General features: G+C 39.2%; 18 protein-coding genes. 14 read left to right on the top strand and 4 right to left on the bottom strand.

The window, feature by feature from the left end; all coding sequences use genetic code 11:
• Window positions 1-87 precede the first annotated feature (87 nt).
• On the bottom strand, window positions 88-1,098 hold the full coding sequence (gene galE, locus ACU5DF_RS03615) for a UDP-glucose 4-epimerase GalE (protein WP_446711813.1): 1,011 nt from the start codon (window positions 1,096-1,098) through the stop codon (window positions 88-90).
• 209 nt (window positions 1,099-1,307) lie between these two features.
• Between galE and ebgR the strand changes: the two genes are divergently transcribed.
• From ebgR to ACU5DF_RS03640, 5 genes are all read left to right on the top strand, one after another.
• Window positions 1,308-2,303 (top strand): transcriptional regulator EbgR, encoded by a 996-nt coding sequence (gene ebgR / locus ACU5DF_RS03620; protein ID WP_446701763.1) that lies wholly within the window; start codon window positions 1,308-1,310, stop codon window positions 2,301-2,303.
• Window positions 2,304-2,641: 338 nt separating this feature from the next.
• Window positions 2,642-5,743, top strand: coding sequence for a beta-galactosidase subunit alpha (ebgA, locus tag ACU5DF_RS03625; protein ID WP_446711814.1), 3,102 nt, complete (start codon window positions 2,642-2,644; stop codon window positions 5,741-5,743).
• Window positions 5,743-6,195, top strand: a complete 453-nt coding sequence (locus ACU5DF_RS03630; RefSeq protein ID WP_446711815.1) for a beta-galactosidase subunit beta — start codon at window positions 5,743-5,745, stop codon at window positions 6,193-6,195. Before ebgA ends, ACU5DF_RS03630 begins: the two co-directional genes overlap by 1 nt.
• Before the next feature lie 153 nt (window positions 6,196-6,348).
• Window positions 6,349-7,776, top strand: coding sequence for an amino acid permease (locus tag ACU5DF_RS03635; protein WP_446711816.1), 1,428 nt, complete (start codon window positions 6,349-6,351; stop codon window positions 7,774-7,776).
• A gap of 282 nt (window positions 7,777-8,058) precedes the next feature.
• A complete protein-coding gene (locus tag ACU5DF_RS03640; protein WP_446711817.1) occupies window positions 8,059-9,480 on the top strand; it encodes an amino acid permease in 1,422 nt (473 codons plus the stop codon).
• 132 nt (window positions 9,481-9,612) lie between these two features.
• Here ACU5DF_RS03640 and ACU5DF_RS03645 read toward each other — a convergent pair whose 3' ends face one another.
• A complete protein-coding gene (locus ACU5DF_RS03645; protein WP_446711818.1) occupies window positions 9,613-10,845 on the bottom strand; it encodes an MFS transporter in 1,233 nt (410 codons plus the stop codon).
• A 94-nt stretch (window positions 10,846-10,939) separates the two neighbouring features.
• Between ACU5DF_RS03645 and ACU5DF_RS03650 the strand changes: the two genes are divergently transcribed.
• The 3 genes from ACU5DF_RS03650 (at window position 10,940) to ygjK (ending at window position 15,458) form a co-directional block, all read left to right on the top strand.
• On the top strand, window positions 10,940-11,710 hold the full coding sequence (locus ACU5DF_RS03650; protein ID WP_446711819.1) for an AraC family transcriptional regulator: 771 nt from the start codon (window positions 10,940-10,942) through the stop codon (window positions 11,708-11,710).
• 237 nt (window positions 11,711-11,947) lie between these two features.
• Window positions 11,948-12,943 (top strand): protein YgjJ, encoded by a 996-nt coding sequence (ygjJ, locus tag ACU5DF_RS03655; protein ID WP_446711820.1) that lies wholly within the window; start codon window positions 11,948-11,950, stop codon window positions 12,941-12,943.
• Between the two features lie 133 nt (window positions 12,944-13,076).
• Entirely contained in the window at window positions 13,077-15,458 is a 2,382-nt protein-coding gene (gene ygjK, locus ACU5DF_RS03660) for an alpha-glucosidase (protein WP_446711821.1), read from the top strand.
• A gap of 89 nt (window positions 15,459-15,547) precedes the next feature.
• Here the strand turns inward: ygjK and ACU5DF_RS03665 are convergent, their stop codons facing one another.
• On the bottom strand, window positions 15,548-15,940 hold the full coding sequence (locus ACU5DF_RS03665; RefSeq protein ID WP_446711822.1) for a DoxX family protein: 393 nt from the start codon (window positions 15,938-15,940) through the stop codon (window positions 15,548-15,550).
• 37 nt (window positions 15,941-15,977) lie between these two features.
• Entirely contained in the window at window positions 15,978-16,400 is a 423-nt protein-coding gene (gene ohr / locus ACU5DF_RS03670; protein WP_446711823.1) for an organic hydroperoxide reductase Ohr, read from the bottom strand.
• 149 nt (window positions 16,401-16,549) lie between these two features.
• On the opposite strand from ohr, the gene ohrR reads away from it, so the two are divergent.
• The 6 genes from ohrR to ACU5DF_RS03700 all read left to right on the top strand — a co-directional run bounded on the left by ohrR (window position 16,550) and on the right by ACU5DF_RS03700 (window position 25,799).
• The gene (gene ohrR / locus ACU5DF_RS03675; protein WP_446711824.1) at window positions 16,550-17,017 is read left to right on the top strand and encodes a transcriptional regulator OhrR; all 468 of its coding nucleotides are present in this window, start codon (window positions 16,550-16,552) and stop codon (window positions 17,015-17,017) included.
• Between the two features lie 270 nt (window positions 17,018-17,287).
• Window positions 17,288-19,291 (top strand): prolyl oligopeptidase family serine peptidase, encoded by a 2,004-nt coding sequence (locus ACU5DF_RS03680; protein ID WP_446711825.1) that lies wholly within the window; start codon window positions 17,288-17,290, stop codon window positions 19,289-19,291.
• Between the two features lie 15 nt (window positions 19,292-19,306).
• On the top strand, window positions 19,307-21,442 hold the full coding sequence (locus tag ACU5DF_RS03685) for a TonB-dependent hemoglobin/transferrin/lactoferrin family receptor (RefSeq protein ID WP_446711826.1): 2,136 nt from the start codon (window positions 19,307-19,309) through the stop codon (window positions 21,440-21,442).
• 9 nt (window positions 21,443-21,451) lie between these two features.
• Window positions 21,452-23,737, top strand: a complete 2,286-nt coding sequence (locus ACU5DF_RS03690; RefSeq protein ID WP_446711827.1) for a proprotein convertase P-domain-containing protein — start codon at window positions 21,452-21,454, stop codon at window positions 23,735-23,737.
• A 38-nt stretch (window positions 23,738-23,775) separates the two neighbouring features.
• Complete coding sequence (locus tag ACU5DF_RS03695; RefSeq protein WP_045103670.1) at window positions 23,776-25,239, top strand: Lcl domain-containing protein; 1,464 nt, start codon at window positions 23,776-23,778, stop codon at window positions 25,237-25,239.
• A gap of 2 nt (window positions 25,240-25,241) precedes the next feature.
• Window positions 25,242-25,799, top strand: coding sequence for an Lcl C-terminal domain-containing protein (locus ACU5DF_RS03700; protein ID WP_446711828.1), 558 nt, complete (start codon window positions 25,242-25,244; stop codon window positions 25,797-25,799).
• Window positions 25,800-25,973 lie beyond the last annotated feature (174 nt).

Raw genomic sequence — 25,973 nt, forward strand, 5'->3', positions numbered from 1 at the left:
CAATTCTTTAAAATGATTCGCTAATTCAAGGGGAGACTATCTTATAATTCTCCTCCCTGAAGCCTTAAACCTGAAACCTTAGCTCTCTCAATAACCCTTTGGATTATTTGACTGCCAGCGCCATGTATCAGCACTCATTTCCATCACATTACGAGTCGCTTTCCAGCCCAATTCTTTCTCTGCTTTTTCTGTACTTGCCCAACACTCTGCAATGTCACCCGCACGACGAGGACATAACGTATAAGGAACCGGCTTACCCGATGCTTGTGCAAACGCCTCAACCATTTCTAAAACACTTGAACCTTTACCTGTGCCTAAGTTGTATATATGCAGACCTGATTTTTCACCCACGGCTTTTAGTGCGGCAATGTGTCCGTCAGCCAAATCCATCACATGAATATAATCACGAACGCCTGTACCATCTGGTGTTGGATAATCATTACCAAATACAGACAATGATTCACGACGACCAACAGCAACTTGAGCGATAAATGGCATTAAGTTATTTGGAATGCCTTGTGGATCTTCTCCCATCGTGCCTGATGGATGCGCGCCTACTGGGTTGAAATAGCGAAGTAAGGTAATGCTCCAATCATTTTCTGCATCAAACAGATCAGAGAAACACTCTTCAACCATATATTTACTACGGCCATAAGGATTGGTTGTTGCACCTGTTGGTGAGTTTTCAGTAATAGGAACAACAGCAGGATCACCATACACGGTTGCTGATGAGCTAAATACGATACTTTTTACATTTGCTTTTCGTATTGAACGAGCTAAAACTAATGAGCCATTGACGTTGTTGTCGTAATACTCTAGCGGTTTTGCAACTGACTCGCCCACTGCTTTTAAGCCTGCAAAGTGGATCACCGATGAAATAGAATGCTCAGCAAAAATACTATCTAGAAAGGCTTCATCACGAATGTCTCCCTGATAAAAGACAGGACGAACTTGAGTTAACGCTTCTATGCGATCAAGCACTGCGACTTTGCTGTTTCCCAAGTTATCCAAAATAATAGGTTCAATACCTGCTTCAATCAGTTGAATACATGTATGACTACCGATGTAGCCCATTCCGCCAGTTACTAATACTTTCACAACATTTGCTCCGTCGTTTGATTTGATTGCAGTCTATCAGTAAATATTCATGCCTTTCTGTGATCAAAAACTCAAAATGTAAACGTTTACACCGCACTTAATGCAAAAAGATAAAAGTTTTACTAAAAACTATTTTTGAGTATCAAATTTTTAATTTTTTCAGTACTATGACTAAAGAATAATTAAAAGACGTTATGGCTGGAGGATGAATGGCAACGTTAAAGGAAATAGCCAACGAAGCTGGAGTTTCATTGGCGACGGTATCTCGTGTATTAAATGAAGATCCCACGCTAAGTGTAAAAGAAGAAACTAGACGACGTATTTTTGAAATTGCTGAAAAGCTTGAGTACAAAACCAGTTCAACGCGTAAACTGGCCAGTGCCTTACCTCAAGTAGCAAAAGAACAATTACACTTTCTGGCTTTATATAATTATAAGCAAGAAACTGAAGTTAATGACCCTTACTACCTTGCGATTCGCCACGGCATTGAAACTCAATGTGATAAATTTGATATCACCTTGACCAATAGCTATGAAAGCAGCCTTGAGATTAAAAATCCTAATGTCGATGGGATTTTACTCGTCGGTCGTCAAACAAAAGAACAACTAAAAGCGATTCAAAAGATCAGTAAAAACATTGTTTATATTGACTATACTGACCATGAACAAAACTTTGATTCGGTTGATATCGACCTTGCTCGTATCAGTAAAGAAGTGATTAACTATTTCATGAATCAAGGCTATCAACGCATTGGTTTTATTGGTGGTCAAGATGATATTGATTGCTCTGATATCCGTGAAGAAGTCTTTGCTGAATATGGGCAACTGAAAGGCGTTGTATCTGAATCTGACTTATATCGTGGTAGTTTTTCAAGCTCATCTGGCTATAAACTGGCTAAAGAAATGTTAGAAACCGATTATCCTAATGCGTGGTTTATTGCCTCCGATTCAATAGCTATTGGTGTCTTACGTGCGATTCATGAAAAAGGCTTACGTATCCCTGAGGATATTGCGTTAATCAGTGTAAATGATATTCCAACAGCTAAGTTTACCTTCCCTTCTCTTTCAACGGTTCGTATTCATTCAGAACTCATGGGAAGCCAAGGAGTAAACTTGTTGATAGAGCGTCGCCGTGATGAACGAGTCATCCCAATTAGAGCCTACATTCCGAGTAAATTACGTTTACGTGACACCACTAAAAAGTAAATTACGAATATCTTTATTCTTAATAGTAAGCAGCGTTTACCTCGCTGCTTTTTTTATACCTAAATTTTAACGATTTACTCTACTCTTTTCTATTCCTGCATAATACACCATCATTTCACGCTTATTTTATCTATTTATTAATCAATTAAGGTTAATGAATTGTTTCTACAACTCTGATTAACGTTACCAAGCTCACAAACCTCCGTTCATAATGTGACCAAGTTAAAAGTAAAACAATTTACCGATTTATTTTACTAAAACTTTAGTTAATATCTTTTACCAGAGATTGATTTATTACCTATTAATAAGAACTATCGGCATCGACCGGGAGGCTACACGTGAACAATTGGGAAAACTTCTTCCGCCTTAATGAAAACAGAATGGCACCACGTGCTTACTTTTTCTCATACGATTCAGTTCAATCTGCAAAGACATTCCAACGTGAATTAAGCAGCCACTACCAGCTATTAAGTGGCCAATGGAATTTCAACTTCTTCACTAACCCATTACTTGTACCTGACGAGTTCTACTCTGAGCACATGAGCGATTGGGGCAATATTACCGTTCCAAATATGTGGCAAATGGAAGGTCATGGTGATCTTCAATACACAGATGAAGGCTTTCCTTTCCCTATTGATGTTCCTTTTGTACCAAGCGACAACCCAACAGGCGCTTACCAACGCACATTCACACTAGGTGAAACTTGGAACGACAAACAAACTATTATCAAGTTTGATGGCGTAGAAACGTACTTTGAAGTGTACGTAAACGGTAGCTACGTTGGTTTTAGTAAAGGTAGCCGTTTAACTGCTGAATTTGATATCTCTGAATTTGCACAACAAGGTGAAAACCTGCTTTCTGTTCGTGTAATGCAATGGGCTGATTCTACTTACATAGAAGACCAAGATATGTGGTGGACTGGCGGTATCTTCCGTGATGTTTACCTAGTTGGTAAAGAGCAAGTTCATGTTCAAGACATTACTATTCGCACTGATTTTGATGAAAACTATCAAAGTGCTACATTGTCTTGTAAAGCTGAATTAGAAAACCTAACAAACAGCTCAATCTCTAACTATTCACTTGATTATGCACTGTTTGACGGTAAGACCGCTGTTTCTGAAGGTTCTGTAAATTCGCTTTCTTTTGATGCGAACCATAGTGTCGATATTAACATTGATATGGAAAACCCAACGCATTGGACAGCTGAAAACCCTTACCTTTACCAATTGGTTCTTACACTTAAAGATGAAAACGGTAAAACACTAGAAATAATTCCAAACCGTGTTGGTTTCCGCGACATTAAAGTGCGTGATGGCCTGTTCTACATCAACAACAAATACGTAATGCTGCATGGCGTAAACCGTCACGATAACGACCACTTAAAAGGTCGTGCTGTCGGTATGGATCGTGTTGAGAAAGACATCGTATTGATGAAGCAACACAACATTAACTCTGTACGTACTGCTCACTACCCTAACGATCCTCGTTTCTATGAACTGTGTGATGTATACGGCTTATTTGTTATGGGTGAAACCGATGTAGAAACACACGGCTTTGCTAACGTTGGCGATTTAAGCCGCATCACCAATGATCCTGCATGGGAACTCGTATTTGTAGAGCGTATTGAACGTCACATTCACGCTCAGAAAAACCATGCATCAATCATCATGTGGTCTCTGGGTAACGAATCAGGCTATGGCTGTAACATCAAATCAATGTACGATGCAGCGAAAGCGATCGATGATACTCGTTTGGTTCATTATGAAGAAGATCGTGATGCCGAAGTGGTTGATATCATCAGTACTATGTACTCTCGTGCTCAACTAATGAATGCCTTTGGTGAACATCCACACAATAAACCACGCATCATTTGTGAATACGCACACGCTATGGGTAACGGTCCGGGCGGGTTAACTGAATATCAAAACGTGTTCTATAAGCATGACTCAATTCAAGGGCATTACGTTTGGGAATGGTGTGATCACGGCATTCTTGCTAAAGACGAAAATGGCACTGAGTTCTTAAAATACGGTGGCGATTACGGCGATTATCCAAACAACTACAACTTCTGTATGGATGGCTTAGTTTACTCAGACCAAACTCCAGGTCCTGGCCTGAAAGAGTACAAACAAGTTATCGCGCCAGTTAAAATCCAAGCGAAAGACGCAGCAAACGGCATTTTTGCGGTAGATAACAAACTGTGGTTCTCAAATCTTGATGACTACACCATTACCGCTGAGATCCGTGCTGAAGGCGAAACACTGCAAAGCACCACGCTTAAAGTAGAAGGTTTAGCTGAAAACTCAAGCCGTGATATTGAAATCGCACTGCCAGAGCTAGACGGCCGTGAAGCCTTCATTAACTTCACTGTACGTAAAGACTCTCGCACCCTGTATAGCGAAGCGAATCACGACATTGCGATTTACCAAGTTCAGTTAAAAGAAAACACAGAGCAACTGCCAGTGTTCTCTAACAGCAATGCGATTGCTCTTGATATCACAGCATCTCGTTTAGATTATGTAGTAAAAGGGTTGAACTTTGCGCTTACTTTCTCAAAAGTGAACGGTAAATTAACCTCATGGTTAGTGAATGGCGAAGAATTAATTGCAAGCTCGCCAAAACTAAACTTCTTCAAGCCAATGGTGGATAACCATAAGCAAGAACATGAAGGTCTGTGGGAGCCTGCGCATCTTCAAATCATGCAAGAGCATTTCCGCTCTATCGAACTTGATGCATCAAATGGTAAAGCTACTTTCACGGTAACCAGCATTATTGCGCCGCCTGTGTTTGATTTTGGTATGCGTTGTACTTACATTTACGAAATCAGCAAAGAAGGTCAACTAAACATTCAACTCTCAGGTGAACGTTACGGTGATTACCCTCATGTTATCCCTGTGATTGGTTTAGATCTTGGTATCAACAATGAGTTTGACCAAGTGCAATACTACGGTCGTGGTCCTGAAGAAAACTACCAAGACAGCCAACAAGCAAACATGATTGATGTGTACCAAACAACTGTAGCGAATATGTTTGAGAACTACCCGTTCCCACAAAATAACGGTAACCGTCAGCACGTTCGTTGGGCATCGTTAGCTAATCGTCATGGTTCTGGTCTGTTTGTTAAGCCTGAGCAAGATATTAACTTCAGTGCTTGGTTCTACACCAACCAAAATATCCATGAAGCACAACACACGATTGAGCTTGAGAAGAGTGGCTACATTACGCTAAACCTTGACCACAAACTGATGGGATTAGGGTCTAACTCTTGGGGCTCTGAAGTATTAGATTCATACCGTGTTTACATGGATAAATTCCAGTACGCACTGACTTTGGTTCCATTCCAACAAGGTGGTTGCTCACCAAAAGCATTGGCAAATCACACATTTACCTCAAATACGACATTCACTTCAAATACAACAGTTGAAGGCGGAGAAAAGTAATGATCATTTTAGACAACCTAGAGCAATTTAAAGTGGTATATCGTGACGGCCGTAAATGGAACCGTTGTGTAGAAGCCATTGAAAACATTGGCAATCTTAGAGATGGGGTTATGTATTCGATTGGCGATTCTTTGGTTTATATGATTGAAGATGGCGTTGCCAAAAACACCGAAAACTTTGTAGGTAATCGTCGTTATTTCGACATCCACTATTACCTAGAAGGCCGTGAAACCGTTGAAGTGGCTGATAAGTCTAACCTAGAAAGTGTTCAAGCCTATTCAGATGAAACTGACCGCGAACACCTAAATGGCAGCGGTCAAATACATCAACTTTGTGAAGGCCAAGTGGCTGTATTTGATAACAGCAAAGCGTACAAATTCCATGGCGATAATCGTGTTCGTAAAGTGGTTCTAAAAGTCACTATCGAAGACGGTTACTTCCTGAATAAGTAATAGAACAACTAGAAACAGTTTCTACATAAAAAATTAATAAAAAACGGTATCTGAAAATATATTCAGAGCCAAATAATAGGGAGAGATTGGATCGTAAATCACGACTAAATCTCTCCCACCATACCTACAATATGTGATTCATCGGAGTACCTTATGTCTACATCAACTCGTGGCACGATAGGCAAGTTCGCCTTACTGTCTATGACTTTTGCTGCAGTTTATAGCTTCAATAATATTATCAATAATAATATTGAAATCGGGCTATCTTCTGCACCTATGTTCTTTCTTGCTACGCTGTTCTACTTTGTTCCATTCTGTTTAATCGTTGCTGAATTTGTATCGCTAAATAAAAACTCGGAAGCCGGTGTTTACGCATGGGTAAAAAGTTCTTTAGGTGGCCGCTGGGCATTCATAACTGCGTATACATACTGGTTTGTTAATCTATTCTTCTTCACCTCTTTACTGCCAAGAATCATTGCTTATGCGTCTTATGCTTTCTTAGGATTTGAATACATATTTACGCCACTAACAACCGCAGTATTGAGTACGTTATTGTTTGCTGTCGCAACGCATGTATCAAACAACGGCGCGAAATTATTGGGGCCAATTACCTCAATTACCTCATCACTAATGTTGCTACTCACTTTGTCTTACATTCTTCTATCAGGTGGCGCACTTCTAGGTGGTATTGAACCAGCAGACCCAATCACAATTGAAGCAATGACGCCTTCATTTAACTGGGCATTTCTTGGTGTAATCACGTGGATTTTCATGGCGGCAGGCGGTGCTGAATCAGTCGCTGTTTATGTAAACGACATCAAAGGCGGTCACAAATCATTTGTTAAAGTGATCATCGTTGCAGGTATCTTTATCGGTGTGCTTTATTCTGTTGGTTCAATTGTTGCCAACGTATTTGTCTCTCGTGAAGAGTTGAAATTTACAGGCGGCTCTGTTCAAGTATTTGAAGGCATGGCAAGACACTTTGGTCTGTCTGAAATTATCATGAACCGCTTTGTTGGTATTGTATCGTTTACTGCAATGCTTGGTTCATTACTGATGTGGACAGCAACACCAGTTAAAATCTTCTTCTCTGAAATTCCAAAAGGTATTTTTGGTGAAAAGACGGTTGCTCTAAACAAGCAAGGCGTACCAGTACGTGCTGCATGGATTCAATTCTTAATCGTGATTCCACTAATGTTCATCCCTACATTAGCGTCTGATACGGTGCAAGATTTAATGAGTACCATCATCAATATGACGGCTGCAGCCTCTATGCTACCACCATTGTTTATTATGATTGCTTACTTAAACTTACGCATCAAACTTGACCACCTAGAGCGTGACTTTAAAATGGGATCTCGCTTTACGGGTATCACTGTAGTTTCAATTCTGATTGGTATCTTCACGGTTGGTTTCTTTGCGTCAACCTTCCCAACAGGTGGCGACATCATGACAATCATCTTCTATAACGTGGGTGGTATTGTTATCTTCCTTGGCTACGCTTGGTGGAAATACAACAAGTACGAACAATCACTAAGTAAAGAAGAACGCCTTGAAGAATCAAAGCCTGCTGTTCAATAATTCCTGTGGGAATAGTTTAATCGAGAATAATTCAAACGAATAATAAAATAACCGTATCAACCAAGCGCCCTTCATTATGGGCGCTTTTTTTGTCTAAAATAAAAACAGTACCAGAGTAGATCATCATCACACTTTGTTGATTTTTTAATCTCTATTTAATGATATATCTCACAGTAACTTTTAGTAAAACTTATTACTATAATTTTACTAAAAGTTACCTGAAATTATTAACTAAAATAATAAACTCATAATCCAAACGCAAACATATAGGGATACATTATTATGTCTGATTCTTTACGAGGGACAATTGGCAAGTTTGCCTTACTGTCGATGACTCTCGCAGCGGTATTTAACGTCCGTAACATCGTTAATAACAATATCGAATTAGGGCTAAGCTCTGCGCCCATCTTTTTACTTGCTACACTTGTTTATTTTATTCCATTCGTATTCATCATTTCTGAATTTGTCTCAGCGAACAAAGACTCTGAATCAGGCATGTACGATTGGCTAAAAAAACCATTAGGAACTAAAGCCGCTTACTTAGGCTCTTTTCTTTACTGGTTTGTAAATCTATTTTGGTTTATCTCTCTATTACCTAACGTTATCGCTTACGCCTCTTATGCAATGCTGGGTTATGAATACAGTTTCTCACCAATGGTGACTTCTATCATATCAATTGTGTTATTTGCAGGTGCAACTCATATCTCAACTAAAGGTGCATCTTGGTTAGGTAAAATTTCAGAGTTAGTGGCATACGGTGTATTTGCACTATTTGGAATTTACGTTATTGGTGCACTAATGGCTCTTGGTGGTAATCACGTTCCTGCAGAACCAATCACACTAGAAGCGATGACTCCAACTATTAACTGGGCAACACTGGGTATTATGTGTTGGATTTTCCAAGCAGCCGGTGGTGCAGAAACCGCAGCAGCCTACTTGAAAGATGTGAAAGGCGGTCAGAAGACGTTCATTAAAGTAATCATCGCCGCGGGCATCCTAATTGGTGCGATGTATGCGATTGGTTCTCTACTAGTTAACGTGTTTGTGCCTCGTGAATCTCTAACTTACGCTGGTGGTATGGTTGAAATATTTACGGGTATGGCTCAGTACTTCAACGTTTCTGAATCATTAGTTGGTCGTTTTGTTGGTATTGTATTGTTCATCGCTATGTTCGGCTCAATGATGATGTGGACTGCGGCTCCGGTTAAAATTCACTTCTCTGAAATTCCAAAAGGTGTTTACGGTGAGAAAACAACAGAACTAAATGAACATGGTGTTCCTGTTCGCGCCGCTTGGTGGCAGTTCGCTTTCGTTGTTGTGATGTTAATCGTAAATGGGTTTGGCTCTGAGTCAGTACAAGAAATGATGAACACCGCTATCAACCTAACAGCCGGTACAGCAATGCTACCACCAATCTTTATCATGGTTGCTTACTTTGTTTTCCGTCTTAAATATGACGATACACCACGTGATTTCCGTATGGGTTCTCGTAAGTTTGGTATGAGTGTCGTATCTATTCTTATAGCTATCTTCGTTGTAAGTATGACAGCATCTGCTTTCCCAACGGGTGTAGATCTTGTTAAAGCATTCTTCATTAATGTGTTTATGACCGCAGTATTCTCTGCTCTTGCATGGTGGTGGATCTCTCGCTTTGAAAAAAAACAAGCTAAAAATGCTGAATTAAAAGCAGCAACAGCAAAATAGGAAGAAATCAAATTAGCGTTTAATTTCGTACCATTCCCTAAAGCAAAAGGCACTGAATTCCCCTCAGTGCCTTTTTTATGTTTGATGTCGTTATTCCATTACTGTCTAAAATCAATCTGTATGAAATGAATATTAACTTCGTTTTACATGACATTTTTTATCTATCACATGTGGTAGCCCAGCAAACATTGCCGTTCCCCCCCACGCAATACAAGCAGCAAGACACATCATCAACGACACATTCCAGCTTCCTGTTATCTCATGCAGCAAACCAAAACAGATAGGACCCACTGCCGCAAGTAGATAGCCCATACATTGAGCCATACCAGATAATGCGGCTGCTTGATGCGCATCGTGAGTTCGAATACCAACAAACGACAAGCCTAAAATAAAACCACCACCACAACTAAAACCAAACATAATAATCCAAACAACGGTAAATTCTGGCATCATTAATAAACCACAGATACCCATAAACGCTAATGCAGACATCAATACACTTAATACTCGCTTGTCTTTCATTTTAGACATTAACGGAATAAGTATTAACGCAGGTATTGCTGTTGAAAATTGTAAAATTCCATGTAAATACCCCGCTTGGTGCTCTGAATAACCACTATCAACCAAGATAGTAGGTAACCAAGCAATGAAGATGTACATAATAAATGAGTTCAGTCCTAAGAAGGCAGTCACTTGCCATGCCGCAGCCGTTTTCCAAATATAACTGTGGCTATCAATCTGTGCAGTATCTTTGGTTGGTACCGTTCGATTACCTAGTTGTAATGACCACACTGCAATTGCAATAATAGGAAAGATAATGACGGAACCTAATGACACCGCCCAATTTGGTATAGCCGTAATACCCAAAGAGTCTGCTAAATTTAGCATTGGCATCGCAGCACTTGAGCTAATAGTCGACCCAACCCCCATCATTAATACGTAGATTGCAGTAAACGTAGTTACTTTCTTTGGAAAATCTCGCTTGAGTAAACTAGGGAGCAACACATTGCCAATAGCAATACCGATCCCAATAATACTGGTTCCTAAAAACAGCATCGGAGTTGTGCCTGCCGAACGAAGAAGAACCCCGACGGTAATCGCAATCAAAGCCATCATTAACGACGATTCCAATCCTATTTTTCGAGCTAATCCTGACGAGATAGGAGAAAAGAAAGCAAAGGCCAGCAGAGGAACCGTTGTGATCATTCCGGCTTGTGTTGCGGTTAATCCCAAATCTTTTGAAATGACATCTAAGATGGGACCAATTCCCGTAATTGGACCACGAAGATTACTCGCAATAAGTAAAATCCCAACAATCAAAAGCCCAGGGTGCGCTAGTTTTTTTCTTTTATTTTTATGTGACATATCAATCTCCTCAAATCTAGGAGCCATGATATATCTTTCGTTTATTTCTGAATTTATGTATATTGACAATAAATAACGATAAACGGTCAATCTCATGCCTAACGATTCAATGTTTTATAATTTTGATTCTGATGCGTACCCGCAAAAAGTCACAGCCCTTCGTATTAATCAAGAAGAAGAAACGGTCTTTCATCAGCATCAAAAAGGTCAATTGGTGATGCCGTTAAGTGGATTTGTCACTTGTACCATTGCCGACGCCATTTGGATGGTACCTGCAAATTGTGCCGTTTGGATCCCAAGCCAAGTTTTTCACAGTAATCGAATTTCATCAGGATCTGACGTGTGTATGCTTTTTATTGATCCCTATATAAAAGGTATCCCAGAGAAGAGCTGTACCTTGTCTATCTCCCCTTTATTGCGAGAGTCGATCATTGCGTTATCGTCAGTTGATCAAAATTACGAAACTGAAGGACGAACCGCAAGATTAGTTGAAGTACTACTCGACGAATTAACCGTAATGCCAGCTGAGCATTTTGATTTTCCAATTCCAGCTGAAACGCGCTTAAATAAAATAGCTAAAGAAATGTACGATGACCCAAGCAACCGCCGTACTGTAGGTGAATGGGCAACACGTTTTGCAATGAGTGAAAGAACATTTTCGAGATTAGTAAAACAAGAATTAGGAATGACATTTGGCCATTGGCGTAGTCAACTACATATTGTTTTAGCATTGCAAAAGCTCTCTTCTGGAGATGCTGTTCAACGTATTGCTGAAGATTTAGGCTATGAATCAGTTAGTGCTTTTATCTCTTTTTTCAAGAAAACATTAGGACGTTCACCAAAACAATACATGAAGATTAAGTAAAAACTCTCTAATAAGATCTGAGTTAGATTAGATCTTTTTACAAGTAAAAATTTAAGTAAATATAAGTAAAAATCACTTTCTATAGCTCACAGTTATCCCCCCTAAATCTACTCCGCCACCTAATATCTCGCTATCCTTCCTTTATTGATAACCTATTCCATATTACTTAAAGATTCAGATTAGCTATCAATAATGAACTTATAAAAATGAATCCCACAACAGTGAGAAAACTTAATTATGAAACCTACTTTTGCAAAGCTGTCACTACTTTCAACTCTACTTTTAGCAGCGAATGTCCATGCCATTGAAACTGATTTTTACGGAGAAATGGGCATTGGAGGTCGTACTTTCTTTGATGGTGACGACAAAGGCCGTTACAGCGACGGCACTTATATTGAAGGTGGTATTGCTATTGAAGAAGGCAACTGGTTCGGTCTAATTTACGGCGAAGGCTGGACAGTACAAGCCGATGACGAAGGTAATGCTTGGGCTACTGGTCACGGTTGGGGCGGTTTTGAAGGAGGAATAAATCGATTTTATGCTGGATATCGAACCGATGCGGGTACAGAGTTTATTGCTGGTCGCATTGACTCCTCGTTAGATGATATTCAATGGTGGGGAGATGCTACACCAGAAAATGGTTACACCTTACCTAACACACGAGATGTAAATGTAGGCATTAAGATCCGTAATGAAGTTGGGGGACTTCGTTACAGTGTTTCTGCTGCTCCTGAGTCTGATTTTTCTGAAGATGATGCATTAGTTAATTTTGGTAAATATGATGAATACGCAAATAAATACAGCTATGCCGCCTTTGTAAATGGTTATGTTCAGTATGATATTGCCGAAAATTTAACCTTGCTTGGTGGTGCTGAATTTACCGATGGCGATGGTGAGATGTACTTAATCGGGGCGGAATATAAAACCTTAGCCGCTCGAGTTTGGCATCATACCGATCAAGGTAATGACGCTAGTGAAGGTACAGAAACAGGCATTATGACCAGTGCCTATTATGAAGTAGCTAAGGGAGTTTACCTTTCTGCAGCATATAACTATGCCAATACTAAGCTTGATACAGCCGAAGATGAAACGACCTCTTACATCAATGGTGGTGTTTGGTATGAATATGCCGATGGTAAATTCGCCACAGCCATTGATACTAAATTCTTTATGGGTAACGACACTACAGAGTCGGATAACGAAATATTTATCATGCAGTACTATTACTGGTAACTGCATCACACTCTTCCTGAACTCAGCTTCATTAAATGAGACTGAGTTCACGGACAACTGTTCTATTTATCAATAACATCTACTGAGTTAAATTTACTAAAACCTTTACTAAATCAATTATAAGAATTTAATTATGAACTTAAAAATTTCTGCACTTGCTGTTGCTACTGCCTTTTTTGCTGCGGGCTGCGCACAAACTACCCCTACAGACCTTAACTCTAACGAGCTTAAAGCGGCACAATTTAAAGACGTGATTGATCGCACAGGTTCTCCTGAATATATGCGTGATTACGATTTTGATGATCACCAACGTTTTAACCCATTCTTTGACATGGGCGCTTGGCACGGTCACCTACTACCAGACAACGATGCAGGTATGGGCGGTTTCCCAGGAACAGCTTTACTTACCGAAGAATACATTAACTTTATGGCAGATAACTTTGATCGCTTAAGTGTATTCAAAGACGGTAAGAAAGTTGACTTCACAATGGAAGCGTACAGCTTACCGGGTGCTTTGGTTCAAATACTGACTTCTGACGACGTAAAAGTAGAACTAACATTACGTTTTGCGACTAACCGAACTTCATTAGTTGAAACTAAAGTCACAACTAACTCACCTGTTGAGCTTGTTTGGGATGGTGAGTTAATCGAAGGTTACTACGCAAAAGAAGAAAAACCACAATCAGATAAAACCATTGCAGAAGCGTATCCGGATTACAACCGTACTATTACCCCAACAAACGATGGGCTAAAAGTGACTTTTGGTGAAGTTCGTGCAACTTGGTCTCTACTTACTTCTGGCGAATCTGAATACCAAGTTCATAAATCTATTCCTACAACGACTACTGTTGATGGGTTGAGCTTTACATCGACAGCTAACATTGAGCAATCAACAACAATTTACACAACATACTCCCACGTATTAACCGCTGAAGAAAACCAAGCAGAACAAGCTAAAATCACAGACATTCTAGCAAATCCAAATCAATACTTAGTTGCTACTGAAAAACGTTGGGAAGAATACCTTGAGAAAGGCTTAACCAACCCAAATGCAACTCCTGAACAAGAGCGCGTTGCAGTAAAAGCAATGGAAACTCTTAATGGCAACTGGCGTGGCGCTGCTGGTGCAATGGAGTTTGATTCTGTAACACCATCTGTAACGGCTCGTTGGTTCTCTGGTAACCAAACATGGCCTTGGGATACATGGAAACAAGCGTATGCAATGGCACACTTCAACCCTGAAGTAGCCAAAGATAATATTCGAGCTATGTTTGCGTATCAAATTCAAGCTGATGATAACGTTCGTCCTTGGGATGCGGGTTTTATTCCTGATTTATTAGCCTACAACACAAGCCCTGAACGTGGCGGTGACGGTGGCAACTGGAATGAGCGAAATACAAAACCAAGCCTTGCTGCATGGGCAGTAATGGAAGTCTACAAAACCACTGAAGATAAAGCGTGGTTAGAAGAGATGTACCCTAAATTGGTTGCTTATCATGATTGGTGGTTACGTAACCGTGATAACAATGGCAACGGCGTTCCTGAGTATGGTGCTTCACGCGATAAAGCACACAACACAGATAATGGCGATATGCTATTTACGGTTGAGCGTGGGGACAAGAAAGAAGAACTTGCTGGCCTAGATAAATACCAAGAGGTTATTAAATCTGGTAACTATGATCATATCGAAATCCCAGCACAAACAGCAGCGTCTTGGGAATCTGGTCGTGATGACGCAGCAGCTTTTGGTTTTATCGATAAAGATCAACTAGATGCTTATGTTGCTAATGGCGGAAAACGCTCTGATTGGGAAGTGAAATTCGCACAAAACCGTGATAAAAACGGCACACTATTAGGCTACTCGTTATTACAAGAATCCGTTGACCAAGCAAGCTACATGTTCAGTGACAACCAATATCTAGCTCAAATGGCTGATATCTTAGGTAAAGACACTGATGCAAAAGAGTTCCGTGAAAAAGCTGATAAATTAGCAACTTATATCAATACTTGTATGTTTGATGAAGGTACAGGTTTCTTCTACGACATTCGTATTGAAGACAAACCATTAGCTAACGGCTGTGCGGGTAAACCAATTGTTGAGCGTGGAAAAGGACCTGAAGGTTGGTCACCTCTTTTCAACAAAGCAGCAACCCAAGCAAATGCTGATGCGGTAGTGAAAGTAATGAAAGATACCTCTGAATTCAATACTTACATTCCATTAGGTACGGCAGCACTATCAAGCCCTGCATTTGGCCCTGATATCTACTGGCGTGGACGTGTTTGGGTTGACCAATTCTACTTTGGTCTAAAAGGCATGGAAAGCTACGGCTACCGTGATGATGCCGTTGACATGGCGACCGCTTTCTTTGATAACGCTGATGGCCTAGTTGAAGATGGTCCTATCCGTGAAAACTACAACCCATTAACGGGCGAACAACAAGGTGCTCCAAACTTCTCTTGGAGTTCCGCTCACCTTTACATGCTATATAACGATTTCTTTACTGCTGAAAAGTAATAAACTATTTTAAATAGAAACCTTAAATAGCAAAAAGGGATATGATTAACGTCATATCCCTTTTTTATTATTTTTTGTATTCGCTGTTACTATTTCACTTTTGCTTTACAGCACTCTGGCATTGAGTGACCAGAAAGCACTAATAAACCTGCAAGAATACCTAGGTTTTTAATGAAGTTTTGCATCTCGTGCGCTCCTTCCAAACCTGAATAGTTCCAGAAGTCATGCAGCGACACATTAATCACTAGCACTAATCCAGCCAATAATAAGGCCACTATCCACGTAAAACGATTTGCTATTAATAAAATAGCAGCACCTATTTGGAAAACACCAGCAAGCCCTAATAAAACAGGTGCAAATGGCATATCATGCTTTTCCATTAATTGGATATGCATATCCCACGACACAAATTTCATTAGCCCTGGAACTAAGAAGTACAGCGCTAAAAGTACACGACCCGCAGTTAACAATATAGTGTTCACGTTACTCATCCTTAATTATCTTGATCAAACAAGTGAATTACAGTGCTGTACCATTTACAGTTAGTTTCACATCAATATTGCCTTTCACTGCATTTGAATATGGGCAAACTTGGTGTGCTGTTTTCACTAATTGTTGAGCTTGCTCTTCTTCTAGCTCTAATGTCACAGCCAATGCAACCGTTAGTGCAAAACCACCCGTTTCATTTGGACCAATACCCACTTCAGCCGATACTGGCGCTTGAGTTAACTTTATTTTCATTTCACGAGCCACGTGCAGAATCGCATTTGAGAAACACGCAGAATAACCTGCAGCAAACAATTGCTCAGGATTTGTTGCTTCACCTGTGCCGCCCATTTCTTTTGGGTAACTTAGCGCAAGATCAAGCATGTTGTCGTCTGTTGTTACTTGACCGTTACGTCCTGCTAATGCCGTTGCTTTAGTTCTGTATAGCGTAGTCATAATGATGTCCTTTAAATTAAATACGATAATAACTTGCTTTAATTGCCAACAACTAGGTTGTGCGCAATTGAATTTCCATAAGTATATGTCGATTTAGAGGTAAAAAACAAGTATATTGTGCACAATTTAGTTTTATTTTTGGTGTTTATATGAATAATAATCTTGAACAACTCACTCAAGAAGAGAGTAATACCCCTCAATTATTGCTTAAGAATCAAGTTTGCTTCTCTCTTTACAGTGCATCAAATGCCATGATAAGAGCCTACCGTCCACTACTAAACGAACTTGACCTTACTTATTCTCAATACTTAGCCATGATGGTTATTTGGGAAAGAAATGGCGTCAATGTAAAAGAGCTAGGTCAAGAACTACATCTCGATTCAGGAACCTTAACGCCTTTATTAAAGCGCCTAGAAGTGAAAGAGATCATTACCCGTCAACGCAGTACTCAAGATGAGCGTATTCGACAGGTTTTTCTCACCACTAAAGGCATTGAATTAAAGCAGCAGGCACTCTCTGTTCCTAACGCTATATTTTGTAAAAGCCAGCTAGATATAGAAGAATTACTCTTATTGAAAGCTACATGTGAAAAACTGTTAAATAATCTACAGGAATAATTTTTTCTAATATAAATCATCTTCTGATGTGAGTGATGCCCTTTATCATTCACATCTTTCATCTTTCATCTTTCATCTTTCATCTTTCATCTTTCATCTTTCAAGATGATGTAGCTCAAAAATTCCATTTATCTAGAATAGATAACACCATATAGAGAGAGCTTAATCACAAAAAACGCAAATATTAATGTAAATGATAATTGATCTCATTCCTATTAAGAGGTAGTATTCACGCGTTTTATTAATCCTCCTCATAGGTTTGCTTTATTTATGAAATTTTTAAATGTTATTTTTTGGCTATTCATTTTCTCTATGCCTGTATCTGCTACAGATAGCTTGCAGTGGCTAAGAGATGATTCACGTAGTAAAACAGATGTTTTAGATTATTTACATAACGAAAATAAACAGACTGATGCGTTTAAAGTTAGTCTTAAATCTGAAGTAAATACTTTACTAAATGAATGGCAGAATAATCAGCCTGAAAAATCAGATAAACCTTGGAAAATAAAGGGAAACAATGAGTATTCAATTACGACTCATAAAGGGCAACGTCAGCTAGTTACTCGTACTTTAGTAACAAAAAAGGTCACGCCACTATTCAATATTTCAATTCGTTCTGAAGCGTTTAACTACTATCGTTTAGGTGGATGGGCATTAAACAACAGCGGTACTGCACTAGCAATTGCTGAAGATACTACAGGATCTGAGCAATACAAGATCAGCATCGTTGATTTAAAGACCAATACAATAACTGCATTGATTGATAATACAGAGCCAAATATATTGTGGTCTAATGATGATCGTTCTTTATTTCTTATCAAGCAAGAAAAACAGACGTTGAGGCCTTTTCAGTTAATCCAATTCACATTAAGTAACTCACAAAGCCATACTGTTTCAGAAGAGACAAACCCAACTTGGCTGATGTCACTCTATCAATCAAGTGATCATCGCTATGCTGTTATTCAATCAAATAATGATAACAGCAGTGAGCAACGTTTGTTAAATTTAACTAACGGACAACTTAGTGAGCCGATAAGGCCAAGAGTTAAAGATGTTGAATACTACCTAGATCTTGCACACGACAAGGTGTTTATCAACAGCAATGTAGTCAATAAAAGATTTGCTCTTTATTCAGTATCTATTGAACACCTTTTTAACCCTGACTCCTGGAAAATCTTGTACCTACCGACAGATAAAAAGCCACTTAAGGATTTTTATTTGTTCGCTTCAGGTGCCGTTATTTCCGTTGGTGATGGTCAACAAGCTCAATTAATCTATCTTGATAATAAAGGAAAAATTCGTCATACCGAGACCATAACGACCTCTGGTCAAGTTGCTTGGGTAAGCCGTGTTGGTGACTATAATAGTAATGCATTTTATATTCGTAGCATGTCGATGATACAGCCACCTAAGTGGGAAAAAGTAAATGTGAGTACGTTAAATCGTCACCTTTATTCACAAGATAATTACCCGAATATTAATCCCTCTCATTATGTCACAGAGCAAATCCTTATTAAGCAAAATGGGGTTGAATTACCAATCACTTTGGCGTATCGAAAAGATAAATTAAGTACCAAAAGTCCTGTATTTCTTTACGGCTATGGAGCATACGGCGTCACTATGAAACCCTATTTTATGCCTCAAATCTTAAGCCTATTAGATCGTGGGGTTATCTATGCTATTGCTCATGTTAGAGGTGGCGGTTACAAAGGTGAGGCTTGGTATAACGCAGGACGTGGCATAAACAGACAACACGCTTCCGATGATTTTATTAATGCTGCAAATGCCATGCATCACTACCAGCAAGGAAGCCATGATATTTATGCTTTAGGTTCAAGCGCTGGTGGGACATTAGTCGCTACAGCCATTAATCAGCAACCGAACGCATTTAAAGGCGCGGCGCTAAATGTTCCATTTGTTGATGTCGTAAATAGTATGTCAGACACAAGCTTACCCCTCACTTTGCAGCAATACAGCGAATGGGGAAACCCAACTATTCCTGAAGAACTAGCTAGCATGAAACAAGTTGATCCCTATCTCAATATTACTCAACAAGCCTACCCTCCACTGCTAGTTCAAGTTGGGTTACATGATCGCCGAGTTCCCTATTGGGAAGGAGCTAAATACCTCTCCAAAGTGAGAGCGATGAGCACAGCTACTGCTCCTTACTTATTAGCCACTCATTTTAATCAAGGTCATTCAATGGATCGCCGAGAAGCTCTGACGCAACAAGCCTTTGAATACAGTTTTCTTTTATCTCTAACACATAATTAAAAAAGCGAGCAATTTATGAAGCTTTCTCCAGTAACAGCGGCTGTACTTAGTGTATTGGCTGCCAATTTCGTACACGCTAATTCTGAGTTAACTCACTTTGATGAAGTTGTTGTCACTGCAAACAAAGTAGATCAACCCTTATCAGAAGTCGCAGGCTCTGTGGCTGTTATTAGTAGCGAACAATTAGAACAAAAAGGCGCAACTGAATTATACGATGCACTAAACAGCGAGCCGGGTGTCAGTGTGACAGGCGGGGCGGGCAGAGCACAAAATATTACTATCCGTGGTATGACGGGTAACCGAATAGCTATCATAAAAGACGGCGTAAAATCATCTGATGGCTATGGGGCTTCAGATATTAACGACAAAGTTGGTCGCAATTCGTTCGATTTATCAACAGTGAAGTCGATAGAAGTCGTAAAAGGAGCTAGCTCATCAGTGCATGGCTCTGGTGCCATTGGTGGTGTGGTATTAATCAAAACTAAGCAGCCTAGTGATTATTTAAAAGGTAATGATTTCTACTCTGATATCTCAGGTACTTACTCTGGTATTAGCAATAAATATAAAGGCAACAGTAACGTGGCATTTCGTTCTGGCGATACTGAAAGTTTGCTAAATATCTCTTACTGGCAAGGAGAAGAAACTCGCAATTACAATCAAGATTTATATAACCGAGAACTTGATGGTATTACCGGTGGTTACACAATAAATCACTATATTGGCGAAAGTTGGATGATTAAAGCTAGAGTCGAATATTACACCGAAAATATGCAAAGAGAAGAAGGATCTAGTTCTATTCAAAAAGACGGTATCTGGCATCTTTCGCGTTTTAATGAACAACAAGACGTTCAAGAAACTAGCGCACATATCGGTGCAGAATATACGCCTTATAGCTCTTGGTTTAACAAGATGGACAGTAAGCTTTATTGGCGAGATACCAGCACAACAACAATGACAAATCGTTTAATGTGGCGTGAACGTAATAACCTGATGGAAAAGCGTCGTGAAATTAAAGACCAAAATTTCACTGACCAATTAGTAGGCTTCGATACGGACTTCAATTCAGCAGCAGAATGGTTAGATCAAGCACATACGCTTGCTTATGGTATTAGTGTTACCACAAACAGCTATGAGCGTCCTAACAGTAAATCTACTATTGATTGGAATGGCGTCAATCCGAATGGAGCAGAGCCTTTCTCACCCGCTCAAGCATACAGTTTTGGTATCTACTTACGCGATGTTGTTGAAATTCAGCAATGGACTATAACTGGTGGACTGCGTTTTGATGCTCACCGTTTGACGCCAAAGAGTTCAGACGAAATCGCAGGCTTTGATGTTAAAGAAATAAACAGTAGCGAACTGTCCCCAAGTTTATCGGCAGCTTATCAACTGACTGATAACCTTAATACTTACCTCTCTTATAGTCACGGGTACCGAGCGCCTGCTTACGATAAAGCTTATGGCTATAACAATCATGATTTCATTCCATTAACGCCTTTCCTAATTATCCCTAATATGGATTTAGAAGCAGAAACGAGTGATTCATTAGAGCTTGGATCAAAATATGATTCAGGAAGGACTCAACTTTATGGTGCTATTTTCTATCAGAAATTTGAAAACTTTATTGATGTTAAACAAATAGGCATGGACCCATCTACAGGGAACTATTTAAAGCAATATCAGAATGTAAACGGCGTAGAAACCTATGGTGTTGAGTTTACATTAGCTCACCAAATGACCCAAGAATGGGGGGTCAGTACAAAAGCAGGTTATGTCGATGGCAAAGATGGAGACGGTGAGTATATTCGCACCCTAACACCTTGGGAAGGAAGTATTGACCTCACTTACGATAATGAATCTCTGTCTGCTTATACAACATTAAATTGGGCAGCGGCAATGGATCGTGTTCCTTTATGTGCAACTGATAATGGTATCTCAGCTGATTGTGCGATGACATCTAATTGGGCAACGCTCGATCTTGGTTTGAAATATAACGTTAATAAAAATCTTAGCATCAGCACTAATATCATCAACTTATTAGATAAAGAATACATCCGCTATCAAGACGTGGCTGGAGTAATGGACTCAGTTAAAGGTTACTCTACTGAACCCGGTCGTTACTTTACTGCTAATGCAAAGTACATTTTTTAAGGAATGACCATGAAAAAAACTCTTTCTTGCTTGATTACTTTATTATGTGTATCTCATGCCAGTGCTGCTGAATGGGATTACCCAGAAAATGCCATTACAATAACTCAGTCCCAAGAGGCGAAACAATATCTCCTAAACACTTATCCTGAGCACGGGGATTATCGTCTACGCTACACAACTACATCAACACTTGGTAAGCACTATAATTTTGATGTTTGGATCGAAGGACAATATAAACATCAAAGAAGTATGGTGCTATCAACCAATAATGATGGTCGTATTGTGCGCATATTTAAGAGCTTAACTGATACTGTTTTAAATAGTGGCAAACCAACGACAGCAGCTGAACTTGAGGCTCCGAGATCGTTAAAAGCAGTGACTCCTCCAAGTTTGCCTTCAGGTCACTTAGTTAATGCAGAGCTGAATGTGTTTGATCCTGATTTACGAAGCATGCTGAGATCTCCAGCTCCCAGTTCGCAAATGATGGATATAAGTGAGTCTTCACTTACCCCTCAATATGTATCAAAAATCAGTGAGGTTTTATTCTCAAATGGGCACTATTATTTAAGTAATTCACGAGTAAGGCAAGTAGATGCACTTGCCTTAGTTACCCCGACTTCAAGTCATCAGGCTAAAAAACACACTCTTAAAGAAAAAGAAGATAACAATGGTATGCTGCCTCAAGAGGGTGTTGCTACTTTTTCCTCTCTTGATGAACTAAGTACCACCACAATAAATGATGCAAACTTCCCTCAAATAATGGCATTTAGTCATCTTGACTTATCTGTTAGATATATTGAATCACTTGGATTCAATATTTTTCAGAAACCGATTGATTTTGATGCCCGTGGATTATCTGCTAATAATTCAACTTACTACTATGGTGCTAAAGCCATATTGCTAGGTATCGGTGGAGGCTCTCCTGATGCTCTTGATGCAGATGTAATTTTGCATGAATTAGGGCATGGCATTCATTATCATATTATTCCTGATTGGGCTTATGGTCATACCGGCGCAATTGGTGAAGGCTTTGGGGATTATTGGGCTGGAAGTTACAGCTATCGACAACAGTTTCGTAATGCTAATAGCTCTGGCCAAGAGTTTGAAATTGATACCGTATTCAACTGGGATGGTTATTTTGGCAATAAACGAAATACTCGTAGTTTATGGAACCAAAGAGCACGTTACTTTAAACGCGCTGAATACCGTGCTCACGAAAGTGTTGCAGGAGAATTGGGAGATGAATTATGGTCTACACCGCTATTTCAATCATTAAAAAATAGCGTTTCACTCTATGGCGACTCTGCGTTTACTGAGTTCGATACTATTGTTTTAGAGTCGATGTACGGCCTTGGTCGTGGACTGAAAATGCATGATTTGGCAGAAAGTATGGTGTTTGTCGCTAAGACTCTTTATCCAGAAAAAAAATATGCTCAAATTCTCACTGAAAAATTCAAACATCATGGATTATTACTTGCACCTTTTAAACAAGAATTTGCTAGCCGATACATTGGAGAAAGCCAAAAGATTCACTCAACACTCTACCCTACAGAGCGTCAAGCCAGTGTTTCTGGAGAGGTTACCCTAAATGGTAAGAGCAAGAATGTCATTGATAGTGATCTATTCGATAAACTCGATCTAAATCTTGATCTACCTTCTTCTGCAACCTGTGGTGATTCTTTTGAAGTTTCAACTCAATTAACGTATCAATATAACCCCTCTTTATTACTTAAAGATTGGAAAAATAAACGTTCATTGATCAAAGGAGTACCTGTATTTACCACAGATTTCCTTGCGGTTAATTCACATATTCCAGATGCAACTGTTGATAATTCTGGACGTCCAATTGCAGGGTTAAAAACGGTTAATTTCACCGTTACTGACCGTGACGGTATTGTTGATGACAGCTTTGGAGTATACCTCAACCTAAATCACAATAATTTACTCGATCTTACGGTGACCTTAATTTCTCCACGCGGTACTCGCGTTATCTTGTTAAATCATCAAGACACCAATCTGACAACGATAAACGATTATTTCACTTTAAAGCATGATGAGATATTACAAACGTTTAAAGGAGAGCCTAGCTGGGGAACATGGCGACTAGAATTAGCTGATTTAAATCCAAATGATTCAGGGAAACTAATTCGTTGGGGGGTTGGTGCAATTAGCTCTTACCAATGCGATCAAACATCACCAACCACAACAAATGCTTCCTCTGGCGGTAGTTTATCTTTCGCTTCCTTATTTTTACTTATTCTAATTTGGGGCGGTCGTCGACTGTCTTTCAAATAACAATTTTATATATTCACTCACAATAAGAAGATACCATTATGAAATACCAATTAACTTTACTCGCTGCCACTTTGGCATTAACCGGCTGTGGGGGCTCAGATTCATCTGATACCTCTATCCCAAACTACACCGTTTCTGGCTCTATTATTAGCCCAAACATTGCACCAGAAAGTAAAGTTTGTGTTGATATGAACCAAAATCTACAATGTAACGCAAACGAGCCAAGTTCAATCGCGGATGCTGAAGGAAAGTTCACAATTACCGCTACTCATAAAAATATCGTCGCTCTTCCTTTATTAGCGGAAATACGAAACTCATTACCAACAGACTCTAATAATACAACTAGCCAATACGCTTATATTGCAGCTCCAGGACTTCAGAAAGCCACTGGAAATAAAATTAATGGTATTACTTCATTATTAGTTGGTCATATGGCAACTGGTATGACAGTAAAAGAAGCCAGTACAGAGTTAGCCTCTCAGTTATCAGCACAAGGGATCACTCTACCAAGTGACCTACTAGATAACCTAAACCATTCAGAACTTATGATTTTAGAACAAAATGCTATCACTGTATTGCAAGGCACTGAACAACAAAACCGAACAAGTTTATTTACCTTATTAAGTGCCAATATTAGTAATCACCAAAAAGAATTGGTTACTCATTTACTTAGCAATACAGAAGCTGCCACCCTAATAACAGAGTTAAACCAAATAACAAAAAGTGGCGGTCGATTGAATGATACAGGATCTGTACTGTATTTCACCGATGAAGATAATACAAAAAACGTTACAACATCTCCACCTAGTTTCCCTGGTCAAGATGCCGCTTTTGGACTTGATCAAACAGAAAACGATCCCAAACAAGGTAACAGCTTTATCTTGACTAAAATTGACAGTAAAGGAAACAAAGTCTCTGACACTGCAACGGAATGGAATTGTGTACTAGATGAACGTAGCGGCTTAGTCTGGGAAGTGAAATCATCGGAGCAATCTTCAATTCAATATAAAGATCGTATGTTTGCTTTAGAGCTAGACAACTTCACACCTTTTAGTACAGATGTTGATCTAGCAACCTGTAATACTGAAGGCGATTCAATATGTTCAACCAAAGATTATGTCGAGCACATTAATAGCATCAAATTATGTGGAAAAAGTGACTGGCGTTTACCAAGGTTCCACGAACTATATAATCTTATTGATTTTGGTGAAACAAAAACAAATGAAGGCAATAAACCTTACGGTCTAAGCGCTAATTACTTCCCTAATCAACCAAAAGGTCATCCTGAGATTGAAGAAGGTAATGTATGGATTCAAACCACTAATTATAATATTTTCTCACCTTATATTTACCCTGGTTCTGTTTACATAAATACAATTAATTTATTGGGCCACAACCGTGGCAGCGTCGGTAATGTAGAGGTTTATTCGAACCTGGCTCCAAGTGATATCGGCGAATCCTATATATACCCAACTCGTTTAGTTTCTGCACAAGGCAATTAATCATGAAAAATTTTATCATCATTACATTTATAGCTCTTTTCTCTTCTCTTGCATTAGCACAAGAATGCAGTATCGATCTTTCTCGTTCAGCACCAAATGCTCGCTATACTCCTGAGCAAAATGGTACAGTCAAAGATCATTTAACAGGACTTACTTGGATGCGCTGCCCTGTAGGTAAAGAATGGAATAGTTCAGATCAAATATGTGAAGGCACGACTGATATTTATTTTTGGCAAAGCGCACTAACTATGGTGGAAGCAATTAATGATGTAAACGGCAACCATAAACTGCACCAATTTGCAGGAATTACAAAATGGAGAATGCCTAATATTAAAGAATTGATATCTCTAAAAGAAATTGCATGTCATAGTCCAGCAGTTAATACGACAGTCTTTGATAACGCATTTAATTATGAAGTAGGTGATCTAGCCAGCTATATTTGGAGTAATACACCAGTAAGTAATGGTGAAGAAGTATATAGCTTTGAGACAGTAAATGCTGAAATCATCTCATACAATCCAGCTCAACATAAGTTAAGTGTATTATTGGTTGCTGAATAATCCTACCTAGCAAATCACCTTATCTCATTCAATTTTGAGGTAAGGTGCCTTTTATATATAGATAATCATACCAATAATTCAATATCACCTCCCTATTTAGCACCTTTTAATATTTGCATTTTGATGTTTGACAAGTAAACTGCAAATACAGATGTACATAAATCGAGAATAACA

Source organism: Aliivibrio wodanis (assembly GCF_052920805.1).

Excerpts from the sequence above, each read along its gene's own strand:
- ebgR (WP_446701763.1), top strand. The coding sequence starts at position 1,308 with ATGGCAACGTTAAAGGAAATAGCCAACGAAGCTGGAGTTTCATTGGCG.
- ACU5DF_RS03630 (WP_446711815.1), top strand. The coding sequence starts at position 5,743 with ATGATCATTTTAGACAACCTAGAGCAATTTAAAGTGGTATATCGTGAC.
- ACU5DF_RS03635 (WP_446711816.1), top strand. The coding sequence starts at position 6,349 with ATGTCTACATCAACTCGTGGCACGATAGGCAAGTTCGCCTTACTGTCT.
- ACU5DF_RS03640 (WP_446711817.1), top strand. The coding sequence starts at position 8,059 with ATGTCTGATTCTTTACGAGGGACAATTGGCAAGTTTGCCTTACTGTCG.
- ACU5DF_RS03645 (WP_446711818.1), bottom strand. The coding sequence starts at position 10,845 with ATGTCACATAAAAATAAAAGAAAAAAACTAGCGCACCCTGGGCTTTTG.
- ACU5DF_RS03650 (WP_446711819.1), top strand. The coding sequence starts at position 10,940 with ATGCCTAACGATTCAATGTTTTATAATTTTGATTCTGATGCGTACCCG.
- ygjJ (WP_446711820.1), top strand. The coding sequence starts at position 11,948 with ATGAAACCTACTTTTGCAAAGCTGTCACTACTTTCAACTCTACTTTTA.
- ygjK (WP_446711821.1), top strand. The coding sequence starts at position 13,077 with ATGAACTTAAAAATTTCTGCACTTGCTGTTGCTACTGCCTTTTTTGCT.
- ohr (WP_446711823.1), bottom strand. The coding sequence starts at position 16,400 with ATGACTACGCTATACAGAACTAAAGCAACGGCATTAGCAGGACGTAAC.
- ohrR (WP_446711824.1), top strand. The coding sequence starts at position 16,550 with ATGAATAATAATCTTGAACAACTCACTCAAGAAGAGAGTAATACCCCT.
- ACU5DF_RS03680 (WP_446711825.1), top strand. The coding sequence starts at position 17,288 with ATGAAATTTTTAAATGTTATTTTTTGGCTATTCATTTTCTCTATGCCT.
- ACU5DF_RS03685 (WP_446711826.1), top strand. The coding sequence starts at position 19,307 with ATGAAGCTTTCTCCAGTAACAGCGGCTGTACTTAGTGTATTGGCTGCC.
- ACU5DF_RS03690 (WP_446711827.1), top strand. The coding sequence starts at position 21,452 with ATGAAAAAAACTCTTTCTTGCTTGATTACTTTATTATGTGTATCTCAT.
- ACU5DF_RS03695 (WP_045103670.1), top strand. The coding sequence starts at position 23,776 with ATGAAATACCAATTAACTTTACTCGCTGCCACTTTGGCATTAACCGGC.
- ACU5DF_RS03700 (WP_446711828.1), top strand. The coding sequence starts at position 25,242 with ATGAAAAATTTTATCATCATTACATTTATAGCTCTTTTCTCTTCTCTT.